This is a genomic window from Tritonibacter sp. AK171, from assembly GCF_030127025.1.
Classification (GTDB): Bacteria; Pseudomonadota; Alphaproteobacteria; order Rhodobacterales; family Rhodobacteraceae; genus Epibacterium; species Epibacterium mobile.
The window spans coordinates 2610736-2636617 of the sequence record NZ_CP126134.1; the positions used below are offsets into that span (position 1 = coordinate 2610736).

26 protein-coding genes are annotated in these 25882 nt (G+C 60.6%); 12 read left to right on the top strand and 14 right to left on the bottom strand.

Annotated elements, in window-relative coordinates; translation table 11 throughout:
• The first annotated feature begins 24 nt into the window (after nt 1–24).
• Both iolE and iolB read left to right on the top strand, forming a co-directional pair.
• Entirely contained in the window at nt 25–930 is a 906-nt protein-coding gene (gene iolE, locus QNI81_RS12295; protein WP_283966667.1) for a myo-inosose-2 dehydratase, read from the top strand.
• A gap of 32 nt (nt 931–962) precedes the next feature.
• Entirely contained in the window at nt 963–1769 is an 807-nt protein-coding gene (iolB, locus tag QNI81_RS12300; RefSeq protein ID WP_283966668.1) for a 5-deoxy-glucuronate isomerase, read from the top strand.
• Between the two features lie 80 nt (nt 1770–1849).
• Here the strand turns inward: iolB and QNI81_RS12305 are convergent, their stop codons facing one another.
• The 5 genes from QNI81_RS12305 to QNI81_RS12325 are packed head-to-tail and all read right to left on the bottom strand — an operon-like array spanning nt 1850 to nt 6864.
• Nucleotides 1850–2950, bottom strand: coding sequence for a DmpA family aminopeptidase (locus QNI81_RS12305; RefSeq protein ID WP_283966669.1), 1101 nt, complete (start codon nt 2948–2950; stop codon nt 1850–1852).
• Nucleotides 2950–3801, bottom strand: coding sequence for an ABC transporter permease (locus QNI81_RS12310; RefSeq protein WP_283966670.1), 852 nt, complete (start codon nt 3799–3801; stop codon nt 2950–2952). Before QNI81_RS12310 ends, QNI81_RS12305 begins: the two co-directional genes overlap by 1 nt.
• Nucleotides 3798–4691, bottom strand: coding sequence for an ABC transporter permease (locus tag QNI81_RS12315; RefSeq protein ID WP_283966671.1), 894 nt, complete (start codon nt 4689–4691; stop codon nt 3798–3800). Before QNI81_RS12315 ends, QNI81_RS12310 begins: the two co-directional genes overlap by 4 nt.
• On the bottom strand, nt 4691–5776 hold the full coding sequence (locus tag QNI81_RS12320; RefSeq protein WP_283966672.1) for an ABC transporter ATP-binding protein: 1086 nt from the start codon (nt 5774–5776) through the stop codon (nt 4691–4693). The genes QNI81_RS12315 and QNI81_RS12320 overlap by 1 nt, the downstream gene beginning before the upstream one ends.
• Nucleotides 5777–5832: 56 nt before the next feature.
• A complete protein-coding gene (locus tag QNI81_RS12325; protein WP_283966673.1) occupies nt 5833–6864 on the bottom strand; it encodes a polyamine ABC transporter substrate-binding protein in 1032 nt (343 codons plus the stop codon).
• Nucleotides 6865–6998: 134 nt separating this feature from the next.
• On the opposite strand from QNI81_RS12325, the gene QNI81_RS12330 reads away from it, so the two are divergent.
• Nucleotides 6999–7877, top strand: a complete 879-nt coding sequence (locus tag QNI81_RS12330) for a MurR/RpiR family transcriptional regulator (RefSeq protein ID WP_283966674.1) — start codon at nt 6999–7001, stop codon at nt 7875–7877.
• On the opposite strand, the gene QNI81_RS12335 is transcribed toward QNI81_RS12330, so the two are convergent.
• On the bottom strand, nt 7865–8494 hold the full coding sequence (locus QNI81_RS12335) for an enoyl-CoA hydratase/isomerase family protein (RefSeq protein WP_283966675.1): 630 nt from the start codon (nt 8492–8494) through the stop codon (nt 7865–7867). The two genes, QNI81_RS12330 and QNI81_RS12335, sit on opposite strands and share 13 nt — an antisense overlap.
• Nucleotides 8491–9240, bottom strand: coding sequence for an SDR family oxidoreductase (locus tag QNI81_RS12340; protein WP_065333371.1), 750 nt, complete (start codon nt 9238–9240; stop codon nt 8491–8493). Before QNI81_RS12340 ends, QNI81_RS12335 begins: the two co-directional genes overlap by 4 nt.
• 134 nt (nt 9241–9374) lie before the next feature.
• On the opposite strand from QNI81_RS12340, the gene QNI81_RS12345 reads away from it, so the two are divergent.
• The 5 genes from QNI81_RS12345 to lpxK all read left to right on the top strand — a co-directional run bounded on the left by QNI81_RS12345 (nt 9375) and on the right by lpxK (nt 15348).
• The gene (locus tag QNI81_RS12345; RefSeq protein WP_283966676.1) at nt 9375–10889 is read left to right on the top strand and encodes a DUF2125 domain-containing protein; all 1515 of its coding nucleotides are present in this window, start codon (nt 9375–9377) and stop codon (nt 10887–10889) included.
• A 141-nt stretch (nt 10890–11030) separates the two neighbouring features.
• Nucleotides 11031–12377 carry a TldD/PmbA family protein gene (locus tag QNI81_RS12350; protein WP_283966677.1) on the top strand — a complete coding sequence of 449 codons (1347 nt, stop codon included), beginning with the start codon at nt 11031–11033 and terminating at the stop codon, nt 12375–12377.
• Nucleotides 12364–13164 carry a 3'(2'),5'-bisphosphate nucleotidase CysQ gene (locus tag QNI81_RS12355; RefSeq protein ID WP_283966678.1) on the top strand — a complete coding sequence of 267 codons (801 nt, stop codon included), beginning with the start codon at nt 12364–12366 and terminating at the stop codon, nt 13162–13164. Before QNI81_RS12350 ends, QNI81_RS12355 begins: the two co-directional genes overlap by 14 nt.
• Nucleotides 13164–14360: a 3-deoxy-D-manno-octulosonic acid transferase gene (locus tag QNI81_RS12360; RefSeq protein ID WP_225263557.1), complete on the top strand. Its 1197-nt coding sequence runs from the start codon at nt 13164–13166 to the stop codon at nt 14358–14360. The genes QNI81_RS12355 and QNI81_RS12360 overlap by 1 nt, the downstream gene beginning before the upstream one ends.
• Nucleotides 14347–15348, top strand: a complete 1002-nt coding sequence (gene lpxK, locus QNI81_RS12365; RefSeq protein ID WP_283966679.1) for a tetraacyldisaccharide 4'-kinase — start codon at nt 14347–14349, stop codon at nt 15346–15348. The genes QNI81_RS12360 and lpxK overlap by 14 nt, the downstream gene beginning before the upstream one ends.
• Before the next feature lie 36 nt (nt 15349–15384).
• Here lpxK and QNI81_RS12370 read toward each other — a convergent pair whose 3' ends face one another.
• On the bottom strand, nt 15385–16077 hold the full coding sequence (locus QNI81_RS12370; RefSeq protein WP_009177747.1) for a DsbA family protein: 693 nt from the start codon (nt 16075–16077) through the stop codon (nt 15385–15387).
• Nucleotides 16074–16601, bottom strand: a complete 528-nt coding sequence (locus QNI81_RS12375) for a DUF721 domain-containing protein (RefSeq protein WP_009177895.1) — start codon at nt 16599–16601, stop codon at nt 16074–16076. Before QNI81_RS12375 ends, QNI81_RS12370 begins: the two co-directional genes overlap by 4 nt.
• A gap of 84 nt (nt 16602–16685) precedes the next feature.
• Here QNI81_RS12375 and mutY point away from each other — a divergent pair, with 84 nt between their 5' ends.
• Together mutY and QNI81_RS12385 are read left to right on the top strand one after the other, a co-directional pair.
• Nucleotides 16686–17747: an A/G-specific adenine glycosylase gene (gene mutY, locus QNI81_RS12380; RefSeq protein WP_283966680.1), complete on the top strand. Its 1062-nt coding sequence runs from the start codon at nt 16686–16688 to the stop codon at nt 17745–17747.
• 80 nt (nt 17748–17827) lie between these two features.
• The gene (locus QNI81_RS12385; RefSeq protein ID WP_283966681.1) at nt 17828–18970 is read left to right on the top strand and encodes an alkane 1-monooxygenase; all 1143 of its coding nucleotides are present in this window, start codon (nt 17828–17830) and stop codon (nt 18968–18970) included.
• A 32-nt stretch (nt 18971–19002) separates the two neighbouring features.
• Here QNI81_RS12385 and QNI81_RS12390 read toward each other — a convergent pair whose 3' ends face one another.
• The 5 genes from QNI81_RS12390 to QNI81_RS12410 all read right to left on the bottom strand — a co-directional run bounded on the left by QNI81_RS12390 (nt 19003) and on the right by QNI81_RS12410 (nt 24528).
• A complete protein-coding gene (locus tag QNI81_RS12390) occupies nt 19003–20469 on the bottom strand; it encodes a methyl-accepting chemotaxis protein (RefSeq protein ID WP_283966682.1) in 1467 nt (488 codons plus the stop codon).
• 61 nt (nt 20470–20530) lie between these two features.
• Entirely contained in the window at nt 20531–21925 is a 1395-nt protein-coding gene (locus tag QNI81_RS12395) for an adenylate/guanylate cyclase domain-containing protein (protein ID WP_283966683.1), read from the bottom strand.
• Between the two features lie 198 nt (nt 21926–22123).
• On the bottom strand, nt 22124–23230 hold the full coding sequence (locus QNI81_RS12400; RefSeq protein ID WP_039983375.1) for a site-specific DNA-methyltransferase: 1107 nt from the start codon (nt 23228–23230) through the stop codon (nt 22124–22126).
• Nucleotides 23231–23338: 108 nt separating this feature from the next.
• Nucleotides 23339–23956 (bottom strand): ribonuclease HII, encoded by a 618-nt coding sequence (gene rnhB, locus QNI81_RS12405; protein WP_283966684.1) that lies wholly within the window; start codon nt 23954–23956, stop codon nt 23339–23341.
• A 104-nt stretch (nt 23957–24060) separates the two neighbouring features.
• Nucleotides 24061–24528, bottom strand: coding sequence for a hypothetical protein (locus QNI81_RS12410; protein WP_065321151.1), 468 nt, complete (start codon nt 24526–24528; stop codon nt 24061–24063).
• A 168-nt stretch (nt 24529–24696) separates the two neighbouring features.
• Here QNI81_RS12410 and QNI81_RS12415 point away from each other — a divergent pair, with 168 nt between their 5' ends.
• Complete coding sequence (locus QNI81_RS12415; protein ID WP_005624313.1) at nt 24697–24990, top strand: hypothetical protein; 294 nt, start codon at nt 24697–24699, stop codon at nt 24988–24990.
• A complete protein-coding gene (locus tag QNI81_RS12420) occupies nt 24962–25663 on the top strand; it encodes a winged helix-turn-helix domain-containing protein (protein ID WP_009177547.1) in 702 nt (233 codons plus the stop codon). The genes QNI81_RS12415 and QNI81_RS12420 overlap by 29 nt, the downstream gene beginning before the upstream one ends.
• Nucleotides 25664–25882 lie beyond the last annotated feature (219 nt).

Consider the following 25882-nt stretch of genomic DNA (forward strand, 5'->3'; position numbering starts at 1 on the left):
CGCCCACAACGAAAGACACCGCCCATGAGCGTCAAGATCGGCATCTCCCCCATCGCATGGCAGAACGACGACCTGCCCGACCTCACCGCCGCCTACACGATGGAACAGGCCCTGAGCGAAGCGCGCGAGATCGGCTATACCGGGGTCGAACGTGGCCGCCGCATGCCCCAGGACACCGAAGGGCTGCGCAAGTACCTGAACAAATACGACATTTCGCTCTGTGGAGGCTGGTGCTCGGGCAACCTGTTGGTCAATGACGTCGAGACCGAAAAAGCCGCCATTGCAGAGCAGGTCGCACAATTCGCCGCTTTGGGCGCGCCCTGTCTGGTCTATGCGGAATGCTCCAACACCGTGCAGGGCGACCGCACGACTCCGGTGAACAACCGCCCCAAGCTTGCGCGGGACGAGGTCCGCGCCTATGGCGCAAAACTCTCTGAGCTGGCCAAATGGATGACCGACAAGGGCCTGCCTCTGGCCTATCACCACCATATGGGGGCCTTCATCGAGGATCAGGAGGATATCGACTGGCTGATGGAGGCCAGCAGCCCCGAGGTGACCTTGCTCTATGACACCGGGCATCTGGTCTTTGGCGGCGGCGATCTGCTGGGCACGCTCGACAAATGGGGCGATCGCATCCACCACGTCCACTACAAGGATCTGCGCGCCAATATCGCCGCGCAGGCCCGCACTGAGAGCTGGTCCTTTCTGGATGCGGTCATCGCCGGGGCCTTTACCGTGCCGGGGGATGCAGAAGGGTCCATCGATTTTGCAGCCGTGACCGAACGTCTAGCCAAGATGAACTATCAGGGCTGGATCGTGGTCGAGGCCGAACAAGACCCCGCCAAGGTCGCGCCCTATGCGGCCTCAAAACTGGGCTATCAGACCATTCGCGACCTCTGCGCGCGTTATGGGCTAGAGGTTGCGGGTTAATCCCCGCGCCCTAACAACAGGAGGCAAGACCCATGAGCGATCTGCTGCGAAAACCCTTTGGCACCCATGGCGAGGTGCATCGCATCACCCCGGAAAGCGCAGGCTGGCGCTACGTGGGCTTTGCCCTGCACCACCTGCGCGCGGGCGACAGGGTGGCTGACGTCACCGGCGACCGCGAGGTGATCCTCGTGATGGTGGAAGGCAAAGCCAACCTGACCGGCGCGGGGCAAGACTGGGGCGAGCTGGGCGCGCGCATGTCTGTCTTTGAGAAAACCCCACCCCATTGTCTTTATCTGCCCAATGGCAGCGACTGGAGCGCCGAGGCCACCACCGATTGCACCATCGCGGTCTGCTCCGCACCGGGCAAGGGCGGCCATGCGGCACGCCGGATCGGCCCCGAGGGCATTACCCTGACCGAGCGCGGCAAGGGCACCAACACCCGCTACATCAACAATATCGCGATGGAGAACGAGGACTATTGCGACAGCCTGCTGGTCACCGAGGTCTTCACCCCCGCCGGCCACTGGTCGTCCTTCCCCAGCCACCGCCACGACGAGGATGATTTCCCCCGGATCACCTATCTGGAAGAGACCTATTATCACCGCCTGAACCCGGCGAGCGGCTTTGGCATCCAGCGCGTCTATACCGATGACGGGCAGCTGGATGAGACCATGGCGGTCGCGGATGGCGATGTGGTCCTGGTGCCGCGCGGCCACCACCCCTGCGGCGCGCCTTACGGGTTTGAGATGTATTACCTCAACGTCATGGCAGGCCCCTTGCGCAAATGGCGCTTTGTTGCCGCGCCAGAGGTCGAATGGATCATGGAGCGCGACGCCTGATCCGCAGTAAGTCATTGATACACAAAAAAGGCGGCGCAGGGAATGCGCCGCCTTTTCTCTTGCCTGTATATATCGCAACTCTATTGCGCTGCGTCCTGCCCCGGGGAGAAATGCGCGCGCAACCGCTCCACAGGGAGCGCGCTGCACGTCTTGTTCGGAGGCTTTACGGTCGGGACATCCTCCCCCGCCACCATGGCGTTCAGGACGGATTCCTCCACCGCCTCCACCGCCGCCAGATAGAGCGGGTCGATGTATTCCCCGTTGAGTTCCACCCTCGTGGTCTCGGGGCCCGCAGATTGCGGCATCGGCTGCGGATTGGCGACAGAGAACGCAAGGAAGATATCGCCCGAGTTATTCCCCCCCGGCGTGCCACCCCGGCCAATCCCGATCGCCGCGCGTTTGGCCAGATGCCGCAGCGCGAGAGGGCCAAGCGGCGCATCGGTTGCAAGGATCACGATGATCGAGCCGGTTTCCGCATCCAGCAGCCGGTTCTCGTCCCACGCCTGCCCTACCGGCTCGCCGCAGATGTTAAGCCAAGGACGCAGCCCGTGGTTTGCCTGCACAAGCGCTGCCACGGTGTAGGTCTTGTCGCCAATCTGAACCAGCCGCGAGGACGTGCCGGTACCGCCCTTATATTCGTAGCAAATCATCCCATTGCCACCCCCGACAGAGCCTTCGGCAACGGGGCCAAACCGCGCGGTTTCCAGCGCCTTGATCGCATCAGCAGCGCTGACATGCAGCGCGTTGATGTCGTTCAACACGCCATCATAAGTCTCGGCCACCACCGGCATGGCCCAGGCGTGCCCCTGCCTGAAATGGGTGGGGTAGCGGTCGATCATCCAGCGCGTCGCGCCATGGTGCACCATGCCCACGCCGTGGGTGTTGGTGATGCAGATCGGCCCGAGGAAATACCCCGCATCATTGATCCAATGGGTCCCGGTCATCTCGCCATTCCCATTGAGTGCATACTGCCCGGCCCAGACCGGTTGCGGGTCATCCGCGTCCTGCCGGGGCACAATCGCCGTCACGCCGGTGCGCATCCGCCGCACAGGATCGGTCAGCGTCCTGAACCCGACAGCAACCCCCGGCACATCGGTGATCGCGTTAAAAACCCCCGGCGTGCCCGGCAACGGCAGCCCCAGATCACGGGCGCGTGGTTTATCAGAAGTCTTGTCTTGCATTAGTCTTTCCTACGGGCGCGCAGCCATAGGCCGACTGCCGCAATAATGATCGAAACCAGTATGATGAGGGTTGCGATGGCGTTGATCTCAGGCTTCACCCCACGCCGCACCATCGAGAAGATGAAGACCGGCAAGGTGGTGCTATCGGTGCCCGAGATGAAATAGGTGATGACCAGATCATCCATCGAGATGATGAAGGCGAGCATGGCGCCCCCCGCGATCCCCGGCATCAACTGTGGCAACAGCACCTTGCGAAAGGTCAGCCACTCATTTGCACCCAGATCGGCCGAGGCCTCCTCAAGTGCCGGATCAAGCCCCGCCATCCGCGCCTGCACGATGATAAAGACATAAGAGGTCAGAAACGTGCAGTGGCCAATGATGATCGTGGTGAGCCCGAGCTTTGCGCCCGCGCTGACAAAAAAGATCAGCAACCCGATCCCAAGCACGATGTCCGGCATCGTCATCGGCATCATCATCAGCCCGCGATAAAACCCGCGCATCCGAAACCGGAACCGCGCCAGCGCAATCGCCGCGCTGGTGCCAATCACCGTCGAGATCGTGGTGGTCGAGGTGGCGATGATCAGACTGTTGCGCAGTGCCTCCAGCAACTGATCGGTAGAATCGAGATAGGCGGAGGAGCTGTTCACGATATCGACCGGGCGATCTTTCAGACCGAGGATGATCCGGTACCAATCCAGCGTAAACCCGTCCCAGACCATCATGTTGACCGGATTGGCGTTGAACGAATAGGTCACGATCAACGCCAGCGGCGCATAGATGAAGGCAAAGAACAACAGGCTGTAAAACGTCAGCAGCATAGCCGAGAGCGGCAAACGATGCAGGTATTTCATGACGCGGCCCTCCCCTCGCGCGCCAGTCGCGTCACATAGACCAGCATCACCCCCAGCACGACGGCCATGATCACCACCGACAACGCCGAGCCAAACGGCCAGTTGCGCGCCGACAGGAACTGCTGCTCGACCAGATTACCGATCATCAGCCCCTTCGCGCCGCCCAGCACATCAGGCACCACGAAATTGCCAACCGACGGGATGAACACGATGACCGATCCGCCAATCACGCCGGGCATGGTCTGCGGCAGCATCACCTTGAAAAAGGTCTGCACCCGCCCAGCACCCAGATCACTGCTGGCCTCCAGCAGCGAACGGTCCAGATTTCCGATGCTCGCAAACAGCGGCATGAACATGAACGGGATCATTACATAGGCCATGCCGATCACCACCGCAGTCCGGGTGAACAGGATCTCCAGCGGCTCGCTGATAAGACCCATCCCCAACAGGGTGCTGTTCAACACGCCCGAGGGCTTTAGGATCAGCAGCCACGCATAAAGGCGCACCACCAGACTTGTGAAAAACGGCAAGGTGATAAGAAACAGGAACACCACTTGCCAGCGCGGCGACAGCCGGGAAATCCAGAATGCCACCGGATAACACAGCACCAGCGTCAACAGCACCGTCAGAATGGCGAGGCTGAGCGAGCGCAGCAGGATCTTCAGATAGATCGGCTCGTAGATCTCCATCACCCCGTCCGCCCAGCCAAAGAGACGTCCGTAATTCCAGTGATAGAACTCCCACTCGACGCCGCCATAAAGGCCCGGCATCAGCCATGAGTAGATGACGATAACCGCCAGCGGCAGCAAAAAGAAGATGCCCAAAAGCAGGGTTACAGGGGTCAGCAACCCAAATAGAAACAGGCGTTCGCGGGTATGTGGCGTGGCCATCAGCAGTCCTCCACCACATGGGCGCGCTCTGGCCGATAGGTCAGCGTGACCTCATCCCCCGGTGCACGGCGGCTGCCATCGGTGCGTGACACCACCAGCAATTCCTGCCCGCCCACCGCAGGCTGGACATAATAATGCAGGTCGGTGCCCAGATAGATCACCCGCGTGATTTTGCCCCGAAACCCGCAGGCGCTGTGCGCGTCCTGCACTTGCAGATCCGTGGGTCGGATGACCACCGTCGCCGCATCGCCCTTGGCCCGTTTGGTCTCTTCCGAGAGCCAGATCTTGGTTCCTTCGCGGGTCAGCGCCAGAATGCGCCCGCCATGGACGCACTCGATGGTGGTTTCAAACAGGTTGGTATCGCCAATAAACTCCGCCACGAATTTTGTGCGAGGCTTGCGAAAGATGTCGCGCGGCGCACCGCATTGTTCGATCTGCCCGCCACGCATCACCACGATCCGGTCGGACATGGTCAGCGCCTCTTCCTGATCGTGGGTGACAAAGACAAAGGCGATGCCCAGTTCCGATTGCAGCGCCTTCAGTTCAATCTGCATTTTCTGACGCAGACGCCGATCCAGCGCCGACAGCGGCTCATCCAGTAGCAACAGCTTGGGCCGAGCAACAATCGCTCGCGCCAAGGCCACCCGCTGGCGCTGCCCGCCCGACAGTTGCGACGGCATCCGGCTGCCCGTCCCCGACAGCCCCACCATCTCCAACGCTTCACCCGCGAGGATTTTCTGCTCCTGCTTGGACGCGCCCGCAACCTCAAGACTATAGGCCACGTTGCGCGCGACGGTCATATGGGAAAACAGCGCATAACTTTGAAACACCGTGTTCACCGGACGCCGAAAGGCGGGCATTCTGCCGATGTCCTTGCCGTCCAGCATCAGCGTCCCGCTGTCGAGCTGCTCAAACCCGCTGATGGAGCGCAAGAGCGTGGTCTTGCCACATCCCGACGGCCCCAGCAGGGTCACAAATTCATTCTGCCCCACATCAAGATCCACACCGTCCAATGCGGCCACCGTGCCGCCTTCGGGGGTCTTGAACACACGGCGAGCGCCGCGCACCTCTAGTATCTGTGTCATATGTGTCTCCGCTGCCGGACGGCACGTTGCGCGCCGCCCGCCTAGGCAAAAGCTGATTATTGTGCGGTGCGGATGGTGTTCCACGCGCGGTCATAAAGGCGCAGCCCCCGGCCCAGATCCTCAAAGGTCTGCAACCGCTCGTAAGTCTCGTCAGGGAGCGTGATGTTGGGGTTGTTGCGGATATAATCCGAGGCCAGATCACGCGCAGGGATATTGGGCGTGCCGTTGAACTGCTGTTCCACATTCATCGCCGCGATCTCCGGGCGCAGGTAGAACTCCATGAACGCCTTGGCATTTTCGGCATTCGGCGCGGATTTCAGCACGCACATGTTTTCCTGATAAAGCGTACCGCCCTCTTTCGGGATCACGTATTTTACATTTTCCATGTTGCTGGTGAGCACATGCATGCCGATAAAATACTGTGCTGCGGCGATGTCGTCCGTGGCGATCAGCCCCGGCACGTCATAGGTAAAGGCCGACACATTCGGGCGCTGCTTTAGAATATAGTCCTGCGCCGCGGTGATCTCGGCCGGGTCGACACTGTTTACCGAGGTGCCGTTCATCACATGCCCGATCGCCAGCACTTCGCGCATGTCATCGAGCAGGGTGATGCGGCCACCAGTTTTTTCGGGGATCGCAAAGAAATCGTCCCAGCCGGTGATCTCGCCAGTGATTTCGGGCTTGTAGTAAATCCCTACGGTCCCAAAGGCATAAGGCAGACAGAACACCCCCTCCGGGTCGCTCTTGGCGCGCAATGACAGCGGGTCGATATTGGCAAATCCCGCGCTCTGGTTGATGTCGGTCTGCAACAACAGGTCGAGCTTTGACATGATGTCCTGCATGTGGACCGATGGGAACACGATGTCATAGCCCGTCGCGCCGGCCTGCAGTTTGGCCAGCATTTCTTCGTTGGAGGAATAGGTGTCGAGGTTCACCTCAATACCGGTTTCTTCGGTAAATTTCTTGAGGATACCGGGGTTGATGTAATCCCCCCAGTTATAAAGGTTCAGCGCCCCCTCAGCCTGCACAGCACCGGCAAAAGAAAGGGCCATGACACCGGCACACCCGAATTTGGCTAGCATATTCATGATGATCTCCCTGTGGATCAGATTTGTTAGGTTCGATTTTTGATGCGAACTCTGTATTCCTGTCTGGATCATGGTAGGCGAAATGACATAAGTCTATCATTTTTTAAAAATGATGCATTGTGCATCTAGGGAGGATGCCGTTGAACGAGAAGACTCAAGCCGGAACCGAAAGCGCGATGTCTTTGAAAATTCAAAAGATATTGCCTGAGCTGACCAAATCTGAGGCAAAGATTGCCCGCTACCTGTTGCTCAACGAAGCACAGCTCGGATTGGAAACGGGCGCCTCTGTCGCGGCCAAAGCGGGCGTGAGCGAGATCACCGTCTCCCGCTTTCTCAAGCGACTCGGCTACAAGGGAATCTCCGGCCTCAAGGAAGCATTGCGCACCGAAATGACCAGCGCCCTGCTGGAACCCTCCCTGCGCAGCGAGCGCCTGAAAGAAGGCTCTCTCAGCGGCTTTTTGACCTCAGAGGCGGAGTCGCTTCTGGCGCTTGCACAACAGATGGAGACGGAAAACTGGACCCGGATGATCGCCACACTCGATCAGGCGCGCCGGGTCTATGTCACGGGATTTCAGACCGTTAGCGGCGTGGCAGAGGATTTTGCAAAACGGCTCAATATCGTGCGCAGTTCCGTGCACTTCGTTTCAGCAAACTCCGGCGGTCTGGTGGAATGGGTGGACGCAGGGTGCGATGACTACAGTCAGGACGTGCTGATCGTCGTCGACATTGTGCCCTTCGCGCGCGAGGCGATCCAGATTTCCCGCCTCGCCCAGAAAACCGGCATGACGGTTGTGGTCATCACGGATGAGTTCAACAACTGGGCTTATGACTACACCGACTATGTCTTTCACGGGCGCACCAAGACCGGGCTGTTTCTGGAAACAACCGCGCCCTTGGTGACGCTGCAGAACTTCATTGTGCATGCGGTGGCGCAAAAAGACCCCGAGCGCACCCAGCACCGCCGCGCGGAGTGGCAAAGCTACCTTTCGGAACTCAAGCTCTATTTCTCCTGAGGGTCCCCGGCAGCGGCCCGAAGGATCGCCCGCGCAATATCAGGCTGGGCCGCAAGCGACGGGCCAACCAGCGCCTCGGCCTCCGCCATCAGATCCTCCGGCGCGACGATCCTGTCGATCAATCCGAAATCATAGGCCTGTTGCGCGGTGATTTTCTGGCCCGCCACCAGGATCATCTTGGTGCGGGCAGGGCCAATAAGCGCGCGCATCCGCGCCGCATCAGAGGGCTGCGGCAAATAGCCAAGCTGCATCACCGGATAAAACACCTTGGCCGTGGGCACCGCGATGCGAATATCGCAGGCCAGCGCCATGCCGTTTGCCCCTCCCGCCAATGTTCCATTGAGCGCGGCAACCTTCAGGCACGGCAATCCCGCCAAGGCAGCGGAGAGATCTTCCCACAGGGGCGACGTCGCAAGCCCCGCCTTTGCCGCATCCAGATCCGCACCGGCGCTGAACACTTTGCCGGTGCCCGTCAGGATCAGCGCCCGCACCGCACGAGCACCCTGCACAATCTCGATCAGCTGTTCCAGCATCTCGGGCGTCAGCGCATTGGCCTTGTCCGGACGGTTCAGTCGCAAGGTCAACAGCCCCCGCGAATCCTGATGATGTTCGATCATATCAGCCCCACCCGTTTGCGGATATTTTCATCGCGCAGGGACACCTCGGTGCCTATAAATTCATCCGCATCCGCGCTGAGCATCCACAAAAGCGTGCGGGCAGGCCACTCGGCGGGGATGTGATCTTCCCATGCAAGCTGGCTCACCGGGTTGATGCCGCTGACCTTGATCTCACGCTGCATCTGCGTGGCCACCGTACCCGGTGACAGCCCCATCACGCGGATGCCGTTTTCGCCCTCTTCAAGGTGCAGCGCCTGTGTCAGCATCGCGGCCCCCGCCTTTGAGGTGCAATAGGCGCTCCAGCCTTCGAGCGGGCGTTGAGAGGCCCCCGACCCGATGGTCAGAACCGCGCCACCGCCTGCGGCCTTCAGATGTGGCAGGCCCGCGCGCATCATATTGAAAACGCCAGTGATATTCACATTGATCAGCTGCGCCCAATCGGCAGGCTCGGCATGTTCCAGCCGCGCGATGGGTTCAATCATACCCGCGTTGCAAATCAGCACATCGAGACTGCCAAAATGTGTGCTGGCGCGCTGAAATGCGGCCTCGACTGCCGCGTAATCGGCCACGTCGCAGGCCAGTGCCAGCGCTTTTTCGCCGATCTCATCCGCAAGCGTCTCCAGCGCCTCTGTACTGCGCGCCAACAGCACGACATTGGCCCCCTGACTCGCGAATTCCCTTGCAGCGCTGGCCCCGATGCCACGGCTTGCACCGGAAATGACGATCGTTTTATTCGCGAATTTCATAACTTGTCTCCCAACCGACGTGTTCATATGTGTTAATCTGACTTGGGGGGAACGGTCCAGTCATTGGCTCCCTTGACCATGCCCGCACAAGCGGAGAGGTTCGCCCCAACTCTTCGCTAGGAAAGGTTCTTCTTATGTCTGTTTCTTTTTTTCGTGGCATGGGTGCTGTCGCCCCGATTTTGCTGATTGCTCAGGCCGCGCACGCTGATCTCAGCGCACAGGATGTCTGGTCCGACTGGAAGGACTATATGTCCAGCACCGGTTACGAGGTCACCGCATCCGAAACCGAAAGCAGCGGCAAGCTCACCGTCTCCGACATCACCATGTCGATGGACATCGAAGGCGACGCCTTCTCCATGACCATGGGCACGCTGGAATTCATCGAAAACGGCGATGGCACCGTGAACATGGTGATGCCTGCCGAATACCCGATGGCCTTTGACTTCAATGCCGACGGCGACGCCATCTCCGGCAGCCTGATCTACACCCATGACGGCAGCCCGATGGTTGTCAGCGGTGACACCTCCGAGATGGAGTACAGCTACTCCGCCGCGACCGCAGGCCTCACCCTGAAGGATCTCGAAATCGAAGGCGAAGCGGTACCGGCTGATGTTGCGGCCCTCACCGTCAACATGACCGATCTGGCCAGCAACACCATGATGAAAATCGGTGATGTCCGCTCCTACACCCAGTCCATGACTGTCGCCACCATGGCCTATGACTTCATGTTCAATGAGCCAGAAGGCAGCGACAACGCGGCCTTTAACGGCACCCTTCAGGGCCTCGACTTCTCCGGCGACATGACCGTGCCACAGGTCGAAGATCCCTCTGATGTGGCGGCGATGCTCAAGGCGGGCATGGCCTATGTCGGCAAATTCACCTTCGAGTCCGGCAACACCAACATCAAAGGCGCGGACGGCTCCGACACCTTTGAGGTTCAGACCTCCTCCAAAGGCGGCGAATTCAACATCGGCCTGAGCCCGGAGGGGCTGACCTATGATGTGACGCAGGTTGACACCACCCTGAACATGATGGGCTCCGACATCCCGTTCCCGATCTCTCTCAGCATGAAAGAGATGGGCACCAACTTCGCGATGCCGCTGACCAAATCCGATGAAGAGCAGGACTTCGCCCTCGGCGTGTCACTGCGTGAATTTGCGGTTCCGGACATGCTCTGGGGTCTGATCGACCCGAACGAAGAGCTGCCGCGCGATCCTGCAAACCTCGTTGTCGACCTCTCCGGCAAGGGCAAGCTGTTCTTTGACCTCGTGGACGAGGAACAAATGGCAGCCGTAGAAAAAGGCGACGAAGCACCGGGTGAGGTGAACTCCCTCAGCATCAACCAGATCCTGCTCTCCGTTGCGGGTGCGGAACTGACCGGTGACGGCGCCTTCACCTTCGACAACACCGATCTGGAGAGCTTTGACGGCATGCCCGCCCCCGAAGGCGAAGCAAACCTGAAACTGGTCGGCGCAAACGCCCTGATCGACAAGCTGATCGGCATGGGTCTTGTGTCCGAGGATGACGCCATGGGCGCGCGCATGATGATGGGCATGTTCACGGTTCCTGCGGGTGACGACACCGTGACCTCGAAGATCGAAGTGAACGACGAAGGTCACGTGCTCGCCAACGGCCAGCGCCTGAAGTAATATTCAATTTCGGGCCACGCCCGGTATGTGATGGGGCCGCTCCTTTTCCGGGGGCGGCCCGTTTTTATGGCGCACAGGCCTTGCGGTAGGGCGGCGGTCTGGCTAGCTCTGTAGCAATGCCACCCATTTGCGAAGGTGCCCATGACACAGACTCCTGAAACGCTCTGCCACGCCCTGCTCGACGCCGCCCGAAAGGCCGGGGCCGATTCTGCCGATGCCATGGCTGCCGAGGGCAGCTCCCTCTCTATCGAGGTGCGCGACGGCACGTTGGAACATGCGGAACGCTCAGAAGGGGTCGACATCGGGCTTCGGGTCTTTGTCGGGCAACGACAGGCGCAGGTTTCCTCGTCTGATACCCGCACCGAGACGCTGACCGCCATGGCAGAACGCGCCGTCGCCATGGCCAATGAAGCACCCGAAGACCCTTATGCCGGGCTGGCAGATGCCGATCAGCTGGCGCAGAACTGGGATCTGGCCGCGCTTCAGATGGCCGACCCAAGCGCCGAGCCTGCCCCCGACCAGCTGCAACAGGACGCCCTCGCCGCCGAGGCTGCCTGCGCCGCCATTGAGGGCATCACGCAGGTCCAATCCGCCGCCGCAGGCTATGGGCGTCATGACATCCATATGGCCGCCAGCAATGGATTTTCCGGCGGCTACGCCCGCACCAGCCGCTCGATTTCCTGCGTGGGGATCGCGGGCACCGGCACCGGGATGGAGCGCGATTATGATGGCGACACCCGCACCTTTCAAAGCGATCTGCGCAGTGCCGATGAAATCGGTCACACCGCAGGCACCCGCGCGATCGAGCGCCTGAACGCCCGTCGCCCCAAGACCGGAGCCTATCCGGTTCTCTTTGACGAACGCATCTCCTCCTCGCTGATCGGCCATCTTCTGGGTGCCGCCAATGGCGCGGCGGTGGCGCGCGGCTCTTCGTGGCTCAAGGATCGCTTGGGCGCGCAGATCCTGCCCGAAACCCTCTCGGTCATTGAGGATCCCTTCCGCCCGCGTGTATCCGGCTCGCGCCCCTTTGATGGCGAGGGCCTGCCCACCCAGAAGCGCGCGATTGTAGAAAACGGCTTGCTCACCGGCTGGACCATGGATCTTGCCTCCGCCCGCAAGCTGGGCCTGCACAGCACCGGCAACGCCGCGCGCGGCATCGGGTCGGTGCCCTCGCCGTCGAACTGGAATATTGCGCTGACTGAGGGTGACAAAACCCGCGCAGACCTGTTGCGCGACATGGGCACCGGGCTGCTGGTGACGTCGATGATCGGCTCCACCATCAACCCCAACACCGGAGATTATTCGCGCGGCGCGTCCGGCTTCTGGGTGGAGAACGGCGAAATCCAGTATCCTGTGAATGAGGTCACCATCGCTGGAAACCTCCTTGATATGCTGAAAACGCTGGTGCCCGCCAATGACGCACGCGGGCATCTGTCGCGGGTGGTGCCCTCGCTCCTTGTTGAGGGAATGACCCTTGCGGGAGAATGACCTGTCCCTCCTCATCACCGCCGCCCAAAAGGCAGGCGAGATCGCGGGGCAATTCACCGGCACCGAGGCGCAGAAATGGGACAAACCCGATGGCGCAGGCCCGGTAACCGAGGCCGACCTTGCGGTGAACAGCTACCTGGAGGATCACCTGCGCGGTGCACGCCCCGACTATGGCTGGCTCTCTGAGGAAAGCGAAAATGACCCGTTGCGCCAATCCTGCGAGCGCGTCTTTGTGATCGACCCAATTGATGGCACCCGCAGCTTTGCGGATGGCTCACGCACATGGGCGCATTCGCTGGCCATCGTGGAGGCGGGAAAACCCGTCGCCGCAGTGGTCTACCTGCCGCAGCGCGACCTGCTGTTTGCCGCCGCCGCAGGCGAGGGCGCGACCTGCAATGCCGTCCCCATCGCGGCCAGCACCGCGCAAAACGTCGACACCGCCCATATCCTGAGCGCCAAGCCGACATTGGATGCCAAACACTGGCACGCGGGCACCCCGCCCGCCTTTCAGCGCAGCCACCGCCCCTCGCTGGCCTATCGCATGTCGCGGGTTGCGGATGGCACCTATGACGCCATGCTCACCCTGCGCCCCACGTGGGAATGGGACATCGCCGCAGGGGTGTTGATCGTGCAGGAATCCGGCGGCCTCGCCACTGACCGCAGCGGCGCTGCGCTCACGTTCAATCGCCCCGATGCCTTGCAAAACGGCGTTGTGGCGGGGGGGCGCAAGATGCACCGCGCGCTGCTCTCACGGCTGATCTACACGTCTAAGGGTCGCAAAACCTGATGTTTGGCCCCGGCGGTGGACATATCGCTGACGCCGCCCGACTGACCCGCCCCGAAGGTGAGTTGGTCTGGGCGCATGCGACCACCCAAGAGCGGCTCTTGGGCCTGTGTGACGTGGGCAACCGGCTCAAGATGATGCGCCCGGATCTGTCGATGATGCTCACATGGGAAGAGGACATGCGCCCCTCGGTGCTGCCCGACGGCTGCGACATCGCACTGGGGCCGCTGACGGTCGAGCAGCCCAATGACATTCGCAGCTTTCTTGAAAACTGGTCCCCCGATCTCTGCGTCTGGGCCGGGGGCCGGCTGCGTCGTCTGTTGATGCGGCAGATCCGCGAACGCAACATGCCCGCGCTCTTGTGCGATATCGACGCCGAAGAACTCCCCGGTCGTGCCTCGCGCTGGCTGCCGGATCAGCGCCACCGGCTGCTCAATGGTTTTGCCGAGATTCTCGTGCCCGGCACAGAGGTGTCCGAGCGGCTGAAACGCGCAGGCGTGCCCCCTGAACGCATCCGCCCCTCCGGGCGTCTGTTTCAATCCAGCACCCCGCCCAGCTGCAACGACGATGAGCTGACGCAGATGCAAAAGCAATTCGGCAGCCGCCCGATCTGGCTCGCCGCGCATGTCTCCCTCTCGGAGTTGCAAGCGGTGGTCAAAGCGCATCGGACCGCCCTGCGCTCGCTGCACCGGCTGCTTTTGGTGCTCACGGTTGAAACCTTTGAGGATCTGGACGCCGCGCGCAGTCTTTTGAAAAAAGAGGGGCTGGCCTTTGCCGATTGGGACATGGGCGAAGACCCCGAAGACCACACGCAGGTGGCGATTGGCCTGACCGAGAACCTTGGCCTTTGGTATCGGCTCTGCCCGCTTTGTTTTCTGGGCAACAGCCTCATTCGGGGCGCGCAAGGCACCAATCCGCTGGATGCCGCAGCGCTTGGCTCTGCGATCCTGCATGGCCCCGGCGTGGTCGCCCATGCGCAGGCCTATCAGCGGCTTGCAGCCCTCGGCGCAGCAGAGCGTATCCACGGCGAAGAGGAGCTTTCGGATGCGGTCTATCGCCTCTCGTCACCGGACCGCGCGGCAGAGATGGCCCTTGCAGGCTGGCAGGTGGTAACAGAAGGTGCGGTCATGACAGACAATCTCCTCGACCGGATTCAGGATTTGCTGGATCAAAGCGAAATCAATCATGCGCCCGCCTGAGTTCTGGAACAAACCTCCCGCCGCCTTTGATCTGCGCGCCTGCCTGCTGTCGCCGCTCGGCGCGCTTTATGCCCGTGGCACGGCTGCACGCCTGAAAAAGGGCACCCCGGTCAAGGCATCGGTGCCGGTGATCTGTGTCGGCAATCTCAATGCAGGTGGCACCGGCAAAACCCCCACCGTGATCTGGCTGATGGAACAACTGGGCGCTGCCGGGCACCGGGTGCATGTGGTGTCACGCGGCTACGGCGGTCAGCTTCAGGGCCCGGTTCAGGTCGACCCGCGCAGCCACAGCGCCCAGGACGTTGGCGATGAGCCTCTGCTGATGGCCGCCTTTGGCGAGGTCTGGGTCGCCAAGGATCGTGGCAAGGGGGTTGAGCAGGCCGCCGCAGCCGGGGCCAGCGTCATTTTGATGGACGACGGGTTTCAGAACCCCTCGGTGGCCAAGGATTTTTCTATCGTCGTGGTGGACGCCAAACGTGGCTTTGGCAATGGCCGCTGCCTGCCCGCCGGGCCGTTGCGCGAACCCGTCGACACCGGCCTCAGCCGCGCCGATCTGGTGCTGTCGCTGGGCGATGAGGCCGCGCAGGGCGCGTTTCAATCCACTTGGGGGCCGCAGATCACGATCCCTCATTTCACCGGCCATGTGGCCCCGCTGCCCACCGGCATGCCATGGCAGGGCACCAAGGTTCTGGCCTTTGCCGGTATCGGTCACCCAGAGAAATTCTTTGCCACCCTGCGCGGCCTTGGCGCAGACATCCGCCGCGCCGAAGCACTGGAGGATCACCAATCGCTCGCGCCTGCACTCCTCACCCGGCTGGAACAGGAATCCCGGCTTTTGGGGGCGCAGCTTGTGACCACCGAAAAGGATGCGGTGCGCCTGCCGCTGAGCTTTCGCCACAAGGTCATCACCCTGCCCGTGCGCTTGCAGGTGCCGCAACATGAGGCATTTCTCGCCCGCCTCAAAGACATCGCGCCGCCCCCTGCATAAGGAAGCGGCGCGCTTAAACGTCACTGACGCGAGGGCTTACTCTTCAAGCTCTGCGTCGATCAGGGCTTTCAGATCTTCATAGGGCTGGTTTGAAACCTTGGTGCCATTCAGGATGAACGACGGGGTCGATTCCACCTCATCCTTGGTGGCGTTTTCCTGATACCATGTCACCAGCGTCTGCGCTTTGGTGGCATCCTGCATGCAGGCTTCCAACTGCTCGTTGTCGATCCCGGCCACACGGCCGATTTTCTTCAGCGCATCCACCATCTCGGCGGGGCCGCCTGCGCGGGTCCACTCGGACTGCTGCTTAAAGATCCGATCGGTGATGCCAAAGAATTTCTCTTCACCGCCACAGCGCGCCACCATCGACGCCCACAGACCAAAGCGGTCGAAATAGACCTCGCGGTAGATGAACTTCACTTTGCCGGTGTCGATATATTCTGCCTTCAGCTTTTTATAGGCACCTTCATGGAAGTTCGCGCAATGCGGGCAGGTATAAGAAGCGTATTCGATCAAAGTGACCGGCGCATCCTCGGCCCCTTGCACCATCTCGATGATCGTGGAGGTATCGACCTCTGCGGCCTCGGCGCTTTCCTGCGCGCTTGCGCTTCCGATCAACTGAATGTCCAGCAGGCTGGTGTCACCCTGACGGCCTGTGAAGTTGTCGATCGCATATACGCCCGCTGCCACGGCAACAGCCGCGCAGATACCTGTCATGATGCGGGTCATTTATACCCCTTTCTCAATGATTTTTGTCGTGTCAGTACATTGCGCCCAAGCCGCTCGAGTGCTGCGCGCAATTCGTCATTCTCAACGCCGGTGGCTGTCTCCTTGGCGGATGCCACATCCTCCGGCGCGGGTTCCGCCGCCTTGCGCACCTTGGGCGCATAGCGAAAATCAACCTGGCCTTCCGCAAAACCAATGGGTGCGGTCTGCGTGATATGCAGTTTGGAGATCGCGTTATATCCGTAAACTGCGTTGACTTTCTCACGCAGGGCTGCCTTCTGCATCTCCAGCATCGGGGCCATCGCACCGGTGGTCAGCACCGTCAGCGTCGCGCCAAAGCCGCCGCGCCCATAGCCGACCTTGACCGGCCGCGCCATCGCCGCCAGCTCGGGGCCGACGATCTCTTCCCAATGGGTGAGCAGCCGCGACACCGCAAAGCCACGGCTTTCGCCCGCCTTACGGATCTGGTCGTTCAGCAACGAGCCTGTGCGTTTAAAACCGCGTGTGGAAGAATGCCTATATGCCATGCCGGTGGTTTTGCGTGTGTGTTCGCCCTATTGTAAAGGGCCGGAAGCAAGAGACCAGCCAAACCATAGGGCAAAGGATAAAGAATGCGTGACCACGCCGTGTATCCCGAGATACTCAGCCAGGATCTGCTGGAATGGTATGACAGACACGCCCGCCAAATGCCATGGCGCGTTGGTCCAGAGGCGCGTGCCGCTGGCGTGCGGCCCGATCCCTACCGGATCTGGCTCAGCGAGGTGATGCTGCAGCAAACCACCGTTGCCGCCGTCAAAGACTATTTTGAACGCTTCACCCGGCGCTGGCCCACAGTGAGCGACCTCGCCGCCGCTGCCGATGCCGATGTTATGGCTGAATGGGCCGGGCTTGGATATTACGCCCGCGCCCGCAATTTGCTGAAATGTGCCCGCGTGGTGGCCGATGACCTGAGCGGCCTGTTTCCAGACACCTATGAGGGGCTGATCGCGCTCCCCGGTATCGGGCCATATACGGCGGCGGCAATCTCGGCCATTGCCTTTGACCGTCCCGAGACCGTGCTGGATGGCAATGTCGAACGGGTGATGGCGCGGCTTCATGACGAACACGCCCCCCTTCCCGGTGTCAAACCTGTGCTCAAGGACCACGCCGCCCATCTGACCCCCGCCCAGCGCCCCGGTGATTATGCGCAGGCGGTGATGGACCTCGGTGCCACCATCTGCACCCCCAAATCCCCCGCCTGCGGCATCTGCCCGTGGCGCACGCCCTGCCGCGCCCGCCTTAATGGCACCGCCGCCGAGCTGCCCAAGAAAACCCCAAAGAAGCCCAAACCGACCCGGCTTGGCTTTGTCTATATCGCCCGCAACCACGAGGGCGACTGGCTGATGGAGCGGCGCCCCGATAAGGGGCTGTTGGGCGGTATGCTCGGCTGGCCCGGCTCAGACTGGAACGAGGCCCCCAACGAGGCACCGCCCTTTGAGGCCAATTGGCAGGATCTCGGCGCAGAGGTGCGTCATACCTTCACCCATTTCCACCTGATCTTGCAGGTGCGCATGGCGGAGCTGCCCGCGGGTTTCAACCTCTCTGACGGGCAGGAAATCATCAAACGCCATGACTTTCGCCCTTCGGACCTGCCAACGGTCATGCGCAAAGCCTTTGATTTACTGCACCGTTAAATCAACGACTTCCCTCTTGGGCTACAGTCACAACAGCATTAAGCTCCTCAGTCAGACGCGCCTGCTCTGTGGAGAAACATATGACCCAGTTCATTCCGGCCGCCCAGTTGCGCGATTGGCGTCGCGCGCTGCCATTCTGGCTCTCGCTGGCACTGCTGCCGATGGTCTGGATCGGCGCGGTCTATGGCAGCTGGTGGGTGCTGATCCCGCCACTTGCCACCTGGTACCTCTTTGCAGCGCTCGACGGAGTTCTGGGGCTGGAGCTTGCGAACGCCGACCCGCAATCGTCCGAGGCTGACCTCAAATGGTACATTCGCCTCACCACCGCTTGGGTGCCCTTGCAGGTGCTCTGCCTCTTTGGCCTCATCGCCTATGTGAGCGATGCGGACCACCTCAGGAGCATTGAAAAAGTGGGCGTGTTCTTTGGCATGGGGGTGGTGTCGGGCACCATCGGCATCAATTACAGCCATGAGCTGATGCATCAGACCAACCGGTTTGAGCGCTGGATGGCAGATATCCTTTTGGCCATGGTGCTTTACTCGCATTTTCGCTCGGAACATCTGCTGGTGCATCACCGCTATGTTGCCACCCCCCGTGACCCGGTGACAGCGCGCTATAACGAGGGGTTTCACCGCTTTTACCCAAGGGTGCTTTGGCAATGCTGGCATTCGGCCTTTCGTGCCGAGGCGGATCGCCTGACGCGCAAGGGTCTGCCTTGGTATCACCGCAGCAACCCGTTTCTGCGCTACTGGGGGCTACAGGCGGTGATGCTGCTCTTGGCGTTCCTGATTGGCGGTGTGTCCGGCGTATTGCTGTTTTTGGTGCAGGCCAGTGTTGCGATCTGGCAGTTGGAACTGGTCAATTACATCGAACACTATGGGCTTACGCGCAAACATCTGGGCGACGGCAAATATGAACACGTCAAGCCGCATCACTCATGGAACGCCGCGCATAAAGCCTCAAACTGGCTGCTGATCAATCTGCAGCGCCATTCGGATCATCACTACAAACCCGACCGGCGGTTTCCGCTGTTGCAGAACTATTCCGAGACGGACGCCCCGCAACTGCCCTACGGCTATCCGGTGATGTCCATTGCGGCGATGATCCCGCCCCTGTGGCGGCGCATGATGAACCCAAAGGTCCGGCGCTGGCGCAAGCAGTACTACCCGGAGATCACCGACTGGAAACCTTATAACCGGCACCAAAACCCGATGCCGCGATAGCATCGGGTGCCGCGCTAAGGTGTTGCCTGCCCTTAGCGCCGGTTGGCCAGACGCTCATACTCCTGATCCTGCGCCGCCTCGCGCAACGCGATATTGCTGCGCGTCCGGAACCCATCCATGCTGGCCTTCAGTGCCGCCGAATCCTGCGCCAATGCATCCGTGGTGCTGGACACTGTACCTGCCTGCCCGGCGCTGTTTTGGATATATTGGTCCAGCCGCTCCATCCGCTCGCTGATGTTTTCAAGCTGGCCGGATTGTTCAAAAATCACGCCATCGACCTCTTGCATGATCCGCGCGACACTGTCCGCGCTCGCGCAGATACTATTGAGCCGCTCGCTGGTCTGATGCACCAGCTCGCACCCTTCCCGCACCTGATCAGAACTGCCAGCAATCAGCTTCTTGATGTCATCCGCCGCATCCGTGGCCCGGCTGGCAAGCGCGCGCACCTCTGATGCGACCACCGCAAAGCCCCTGCCCGCCTCGCCCGCGCGCGCGGCCTCGACGCCCGCATTGAGTGCAAGCAATGTGGTCTGAAAGCTGATCTCGTCGATCACATCGACGATCTTATTGATCTGGCTGGAGGATTGCTCGATCCGTTCGACCGCAAGGATCGCATCCCGAACCACCGCGCCGCCTTCTTCCGCCACCACGCGGTTGGCCTCGATCTGCTTGGCCGCATCCGCGACCTTCTCGCTGGTCAGCCGGGTGCTGCTGGTCACACTGTTCACAGAGGTCACGGTCTCATTAAAGGTGCTGGCCTGTTCGCCAGAGCGATGCGCCATATCACGGGTCATCTGCGCGGTCTCTGCCATCTTGGCATCCACCGAATGCGCCCGCCGGGTCGCGTCGGACAAAATCCCCGACCAATGATCCAACAGGTGATTATAGGACAGGCGCACATTGTCGAACCGCTCCGGCAGCCCGTTCTCTTCGACGCCCGGCATCTGAGAGGTCAGATCGCCTGTCTCAAGCCGCTGAATGCCTTGCGTCATGATCGTGAGCGCCTTTTCACGCTCCTGCATCTGCGCATTGATAAAACCCGCAATCACCCGCTCGCAATCAAACAGGATCAGCCGCTGCAACACGCGCGCCTGACTGTTACGCGCCTTTGCACCGCGCCAGCCGTTTTTCTGCGACTGCACCACATCCAGAATGCGGTCCCCCACGGTGGCATAGCCCCCGAGAAACAGGTGAAACGGCAGATCGACCTCAAAATGCACCCGCCCGACCTTATCGGCGGAGGCCATATAGCTTTCGTCAAACCGACCGGAAAACAGCTTTATCCAATGGGCGCGTTGCGCCGCCTTGGCATGGGCAACAATGTGTTCGGTGGGAAAATACCCTTTGGTTTCCTCGCGTGCGAGGCACAGCTCATAGAACTCATCAAGCACTTGATCGATATGGCGCTCCACGAGGGAGGCCATGTCGACAATGGTAGAGCGAGCTTCCTCGCCCAGTCCGAACCAGACGAAGAGTTCGTCCCGATGGGTCTGCGACATTATAATAGCCTTTTAAAGATGCTGCCGCGACCATAGCCTCAGACCCTTAAGGAATAGCTTATCAAAGCGCGCGCAAGGCCCAGACCGTCATCGGTTCCTGCAGGCCGCGAATGCTTTGCTCATCCGCGCGGGTAAAGCCCTGCATCAGCGCCTCAGCGCCGCCCTCCTGATGCACTTGCCTGCACAGCGCGTCGCTCATCACGATCCGCGCCTGCATCACACGGGTCATTGCCTCCAGTCTGGAAGCGATGTTCACCGCCGTGCCGATCACCGCATATTCCAGCCGGTTTGCACCGATATCACCTTGAACTGCCTCACCAAAATGAATGCCAATCCCGGCGTGGATCTCCGGCTCGCCCGCTTGGCGACGTTCCGCATTCCACTGATCCAGCACCACACACATCGCCCGCGCGCAGGCCAGCGCGTCCGAGGCATCGCGCTCTCCGACGACAGGCGTTCCGAAGGTCGCCATCAAGCCATCGCCCAGATATTTGTCCAACGTGCCGCCGTGGCGAAACACCTCCTGCTCCATGCGCCCGTGAAACCCACGCAAAAGCTCAATCACCTCGACCGCGTCTTTCTGCTCTGCCAGTCGGGTAAAGCCGATGATATCGATAAACAGCACCGCAATGCGCGAGGTCCGCACCTGGCTTAATGCGTCGTCATTTTGCGACAGCTGCTCCACCACATTGGGCGAGAAATACCGCGACAGATTGGCCCGTTCCCGCGCCAGATCGGCGTTTTGATCCAGCATCAGATAAAACCGCCGGGTGGACTGGGCAAGGATCGCCGCCACCATCAAGAACACCATCGCTTCTTGGATGCGGAACTTAAACCCGACGTCATTGGGATCATAAAGCTCCAGCAATTCCGGCCACTCCGCCAGCGCCACCGAAAGACGCTGCGCGATCTCTTCATTTGGGGTGCCAAACAGCCACATCAGCCCCGATCCGCCGAGCCAGATCACACTGGCCCAAAGCCCCATCCCCAGCACCGTGCGCCAGCTATAGGCCAATGTGCCCGCTGCCAGAATGATAAAGAAATACATAAAGTTATCATACTGATAGAGGATCGGTACCGGCATCTCGCTGGGGCTGAAGGGATTGGGAAACACCATGCCGAATGTCATCAGCACAAGGTCGAACATGATCAATCCGACCTCCGCATGCGACCGCCCCACCCGCGCAAATCGGCGGATAAAGAACCCGTTGATGCACAGCACCCCGAGAAGCGCGACATAATAAAGCTGCGAGGGATGCGGGTAGACCGAAAACAGAAAGACCGCGACGATGGGCATAATGATCCAGCGCGCCAGAACCGCCATCTCCACGCCGCGCCTTTTGTGTTCCTCCAGCGCCTCGCGGATGTGTTTTGTCTCCAGCGCGTCATCCTGCAATATCGGATCACTGGATGCGCGCGCAGCAGCAACGGGTGCGGTGGTGGTGGCTTCAGCCATCCGGCCCTCCCTTGAGGATTTTATTGTATGAAACGGCTTGCCCCTAAATAGGTATATGGCGGGCAGGTTACACGCGCCAATTGTCGCAAAACATGCAAAAAACCCCGCCAAATCGGCGGGGCAAGGTGCAGCGCGCTGAACCCTGAGGCAGCGCGCTGTCGGCGTTCGAATAAATTCGGAATTTGGCTAAAGTGCCGATCAGGCCTGCATTTCAGCCCGGATCTGCTGGCGCAGCACATCGATCGGAACGGTTTTCCCGTCCTTCTTAAAGCACCAGTAGGTCCAGCCATTGCAGGACGGCGCGTTCTCAAGATGCGCGCCCACCTGATGGATCGAGCCCTTGATATTGTCGCCGATCAGGGTGCCATCCGCGCGCACCTTTGCCTTGTGGCGACGGTTCATCGAATAAAGCTCCTCGCCCGGACGCAGCATACCGCGCTCGACCAGCTGGCCAAAAGGAACCCGCGGCTCTGCCCGTTTGGAGGCAGAGACCTGCAGCGCCTCGCGGTCGAATTTGCGCACGTTCTTGATGCGCTCTTCGGCAACCTTGCGGTAGCTCTCTTCGCGCTCAATGCCGATGAACTCGCGTCCCAGCATCTTGGCCACCGCACCGGTGGTGCCAGTGCCAAAGAACGGGTCCAGAACCACATCACCGGGGTTGGTGGAGCCCACCAGAATACGGTGCAACAGCGCTTCGGGCTTCTGGGTCGGATGCGCCTTGTCGCCATTTGCATCTTTCAGACGCTCATGGCCGGTACAGATCGGCATCACCCAATCCGAGCGCATCTGGATGCCCTCATTCAGCGCCTTCAGCGCCTCATAGTTGAAGGTATATTTGGCACCCTCGGATTTCGACGCCCAGATCATCGTCTCATGGGCGTTGGTGTAGCGTTTGCCACGGAAGTTCGGCATCGGGTTAGACTTGCGCCACACCACATCGTTCAGGATCCAAAAACCCTCGTCCTGCAAGGCAGAGCCCACACGGAAGATATTGTGGTAGGACCCGATCACCCAAAGCGCGCCATTGGGCTTCAGGATGCGGCGGGCCTCTTTCAGCCACGCACGCGTGAACTGGTCATAAACGCCGAAACTGGAAAACTGGTCCCATTCGTCGTCGACCGCATCAACGCGGGAGTTATCAGGGCGGTGCAACTGCCCTTTGAGCTGGAGATTATAGGGCGGATCCGCGAAGATCATGTCGATCGAATTGGAGGGCAGGCTTGCCATCCTCTCGATACAGTCGCCATCAAGAATCGTGTTTAAAGGGAGCGCCGTAGCGGCGCCCTTCGCGATGGTTTTGTTCATTTGCTCTGCCTCGATAACCACGGCGCTTTTGCGCTCATTCTGGTTGTCCACAGGATGATTCATCCCGGATTCGAGGTCAATTTGTTTTTTGAATCAGCGGACTACGGTTCACTCTTGATACAAGATATTGTGGACCGGCTTAAACGACCTTCTATGGTGAGGGGTAACCCCTATTTTTATGAGCGCCTCGCGGTGTTGTTTCGACGGATAGCCCGCATTTCGCTCCCAACCATATCCCGGAAACTGTTGCGCTAAATCCACCATGATGCGATCGCGTGCTTCTTTGGCCAGAATTGACGCCGCAGCAATTGACAAGGATCGACCGTCCCCTTTGACCACCGCTTCGGCCGGAATGCGCAAATCGCGCGGGATCAGATTTCCGTCGATCAACAGGTAATCCGGCTGTGGGTCGAGGGCGGCCACCGCGCGCTCCATCGCCAGATGCGACGCACGCAAGATATTGTGGTGGTCGATCTCCTCCACCGAGGCATGCGCCACCGCGTAACTCGCCCGCGCCATGATTTCTGGTTCCAGCGCCGCACGCCTGCGTGGCGTCAGCTTCTTGGAATCGTTGAGCCCCTCTGGCAGCGCCGCAAGGTCCAACACCACAGCCGCCGCCGTCACTGGCCCTGCCAATGGGCCACGCCCGACCTCATCGACACCTGCAATCCGCGTGTAACCGCGCGACAAGGCGATCTGCTCTAATGATAAATCCGGAGTATCCATGCCCTTCACTGCCCCCGTTTCACCGTGCCGCGCAAGGGTTTCGGCACAAAAAAGGGGCGCAGGATGCGCCCCAGTTGACTGCTCTCGAACCTCACCGTTGGCGCTTATCGACGCACCAGACGGTATCCGTGTTTGCGCAGGCAGCCCGGACGGTAGCCACGGCGGCTCTGATTGCGGTTGTCGAACTCCGCATAGCAGCGGTTCGGCAGCTCGCGCACATAGTCGTAGTTGCGACGCAGGCAGCGCATGCCGAGGAGGTTGCGGTCCTTACCGCGCACCCGAATGCTGGTCAGACATTGCGCCGGCAGGTCATAGCGACGCACGCGCGGCGGCAGCGGTTTTGGACGTGGTGTCGGGTCAACATGGGGCGGGCGGCGGCGGTCTTTCTTACTGTCATTGATCGCAGCGCCAATGATGCCGAGAATCGCAGCCCCTGCGATGAACTTGGCAATATCATCACTGTCGGCGCGGGCAGGCGCGGCAGAGAATCCAGTGATCGCCATGGCCGTGGCAATCACGGCGGCAATGAATTTACGGTGGAGATTACGGGAAGAAGACGCGAGGCGGGTCATATCGATTTATCCTATGTGGGTGGATGTGACGGTTGGCAATCAACCGGATGCCCCAAGCCTCGCCCCGAGCGCTTCAGACAGGCAATAACGCCCGCTTGTTATCAAATATCAGCGCCCCAACACCCTGTTGTCATTGAATATCAGCGGCACCGACTGCATGATGAACACATGACACACATTCGCAAAATTCCCGCCCTTCTGCTGCTCCTCGCAGCCCTCGCGCAGCCCGCGCATGCGGCCGGGTGCTATGCCGATTACAAGGCAAAGCAGGACCAGCCGCTCAAGCTCCATTACGGTGTGATGGAACTCTCGGGGGCCTGCTCCAAATCCGCCGCCCGCGATGAGGTGGCCGCCCGTCTGCAACGCGCAGGCTGGACGCTTCTGAACGTCCTGTCCGTTTTTGGCCCCGAGGGGCTCGACAAAAGGAAAGCGGATGCCGGATCCAACTTTCTCCGTTTCTGAGGTCCGCAACGCCGGGTCCCGGGTGATCGCCCTCGGGATCTGCGCCATCGTGGCGCTTTTGGGGATCGCGGGTACGGTGCTGCTTCTGACCCTGCCCGATGGCAACGCGTTCAACGCCCGGATCGAACGACTCTTTGTGGAAAACGACCTCACCACCCAGGCCGAGGTCAAACTGCTGGAGATCCTCGCCCAGAGCGGCACCGCCTTTGCCGACACGCTGGCAAGCTATCGGATGGTGATCTTTGTGCTTTTGGTCTTTGCCACCGCGATGATGATTGCGGCTTTGGTGGTGCTGGCGATGCTGGTGATGCTGAACCGGCGCATGGCGCAGATCGAACGCGCCGGGATTCAGGTGACCGAACTGCTGATCAGCCGCGAGGAAAACACCGTATATCTCAACAATATGGGCTTCAAACTCACCAAGGCCGCGATGGAAACGCTGTCGGTGCTTGCGGAGGCGCGGCTCGACGATGATGTGCTCTCGGGCGCTGAAATCGAGGCGGTGATCTCCGGCAAATCCAGCAGTGACTGCGAAGAGGCCGCCGGGGCCACGCGGATCAAACGCCTGCGCGACACGCTGGGCAATCAGATGATCAGCGAACTGTTGGTCAAGAACATCGCCAAACGCGGCTATGTGCTGGCGATCAACAAGGATGTGATCCGTATGGTGTGACACCCGCCCCGGTCCCCCTCCGTCACTCCGGATACGCAAAAGGCGGGGGCGGGGCGCTCCCGCCCGTCGTCTGTGAATTGAAAATTCCCATCCGCCCGTTGGGCCCGGCAGGCCGCGCCGAAGGCGTGGCCTGCCCCCCGGCGACGTGCAGCGCACGGCGCAATCCCTCAAATGTGATCCCCGCTGCGGGCGAAGGGGCTGGAAATCTGCCGCAAACCT

Bases quoted from the DNA above. Each gene is read 5' to 3' on its own strand.
- iolE (WP_283966667.1), top strand. From the start codon at position 25: ATGAGCGTCAAGATCGGCATCTCCCCCATCGCATGGCAGAACGACGAC.
- iolB (WP_283966668.1), top strand. From the start codon at position 963: ATGAGCGATCTGCTGCGAAAACCCTTTGGCACCCATGGCGAGGTGCAT.
- QNI81_RS12305 (WP_283966669.1), bottom strand. From the start codon at position 2,950: ATGCAAGACAAGACTTCTGATAAACCACGCGCCCGTGATCTGGGGCTG.
- QNI81_RS12310 (WP_283966670.1), bottom strand. From the start codon at position 3,801: ATGAAATACCTGCATCGTTTGCCGCTCTCGGCTATGCTGCTGACGTTT.
- QNI81_RS12315 (WP_283966671.1), bottom strand. From the start codon at position 4,691: ATGGCCACGCCACATACCCGCGAACGCCTGTTTCTATTTGGGTTGCTG.
- QNI81_RS12320 (WP_283966672.1), bottom strand. From the start codon at position 5,776: ATGACACAGATACTAGAGGTGCGCGGCGCTCGCCGTGTGTTCAAGACC.
- QNI81_RS12325 (WP_283966673.1), bottom strand. From the start codon at position 6,864: ATGAATATGCTAGCCAAATTCGGGTGTGCCGGTGTCATGGCCCTTTCT.
- QNI81_RS12330 (WP_283966674.1), top strand. From the start codon at position 6,999: ATGCCGTTGAACGAGAAGACTCAAGCCGGAACCGAAAGCGCGATGTCT.
- QNI81_RS12335 (WP_283966675.1), bottom strand. From the start codon at position 8,494: ATGATCGAACATCATCAGGATTCGCGGGGGCTGTTGACCTTGCGACTG.
- QNI81_RS12340 (WP_065333371.1), bottom strand. From the start codon at position 9,240: ATGAAATTCGCGAATAAAACGATCGTCATTTCCGGTGCAAGCCGTGGC.
- QNI81_RS12345 (WP_283966676.1), top strand. From the start codon at position 9,375: ATGTCTGTTTCTTTTTTTCGTGGCATGGGTGCTGTCGCCCCGATTTTG.
- QNI81_RS12350 (WP_283966677.1), top strand. From the start codon at position 11,031: ATGACACAGACTCCTGAAACGCTCTGCCACGCCCTGCTCGACGCCGCC.
- QNI81_RS12360 (WP_225263557.1), top strand. From the start codon at position 13,164: ATGTTTGGCCCCGGCGGTGGACATATCGCTGACGCCGCCCGACTGACC.
- lpxK (WP_283966679.1), top strand. From the start codon at position 14,347: ATGCGCCCGCCTGAGTTCTGGAACAAACCTCCCGCCGCCTTTGATCTG.
- QNI81_RS12370 (WP_009177747.1), bottom strand. From the start codon at position 16,077: ATGACCCGCATCATGACAGGTATCTGCGCGGCTGTTGCCGTGGCAGCG.
- QNI81_RS12375 (WP_009177895.1), bottom strand. From the start codon at position 16,601: ATGGCATATAGGCATTCTTCCACACGCGGTTTTAAACGCACAGGCTCG.
- mutY (WP_283966680.1), top strand. From the start codon at position 16,686: ATGCGTGACCACGCCGTGTATCCCGAGATACTCAGCCAGGATCTGCTG.
- QNI81_RS12385 (WP_283966681.1), top strand. From the start codon at position 17,828: ATGACCCAGTTCATTCCGGCCGCCCAGTTGCGCGATTGGCGTCGCGCG.
- QNI81_RS12390 (WP_283966682.1), bottom strand. From the start codon at position 20,469: ATGTCGCAGACCCATCGGGACGAACTCTTCGTCTGGTTCGGACTGGGC.
- QNI81_RS12395 (WP_283966683.1), bottom strand. From the start codon at position 21,925: ATGGCTGAAGCCACCACCACCGCACCCGTTGCTGCTGCGCGCGCATCC.
- QNI81_RS12400 (WP_039983375.1), bottom strand. From the start codon at position 23,230: ATGAACAAAACCATCGCGAAGGGCGCCGCTACGGCGCTCCCTTTAAAC.
- rnhB (WP_283966684.1), bottom strand. From the start codon at position 23,956: ATGGATACTCCGGATTTATCATTAGAGCAGATCGCCTTGTCGCGCGGT.
- QNI81_RS12410 (WP_065321151.1), bottom strand. From the start codon at position 24,528: ATGACCCGCCTCGCGTCTTCTTCCCGTAATCTCCACCGTAAATTCATT.
- QNI81_RS12415 (WP_005624313.1), top strand. From the start codon at position 24,697: ATGACACACATTCGCAAAATTCCCGCCCTTCTGCTGCTCCTCGCAGCC.
- QNI81_RS12420 (WP_009177547.1), top strand. From the start codon at position 24,962: ATGCCGGATCCAACTTTCTCCGTTTCTGAGGTCCGCAACGCCGGGTCC.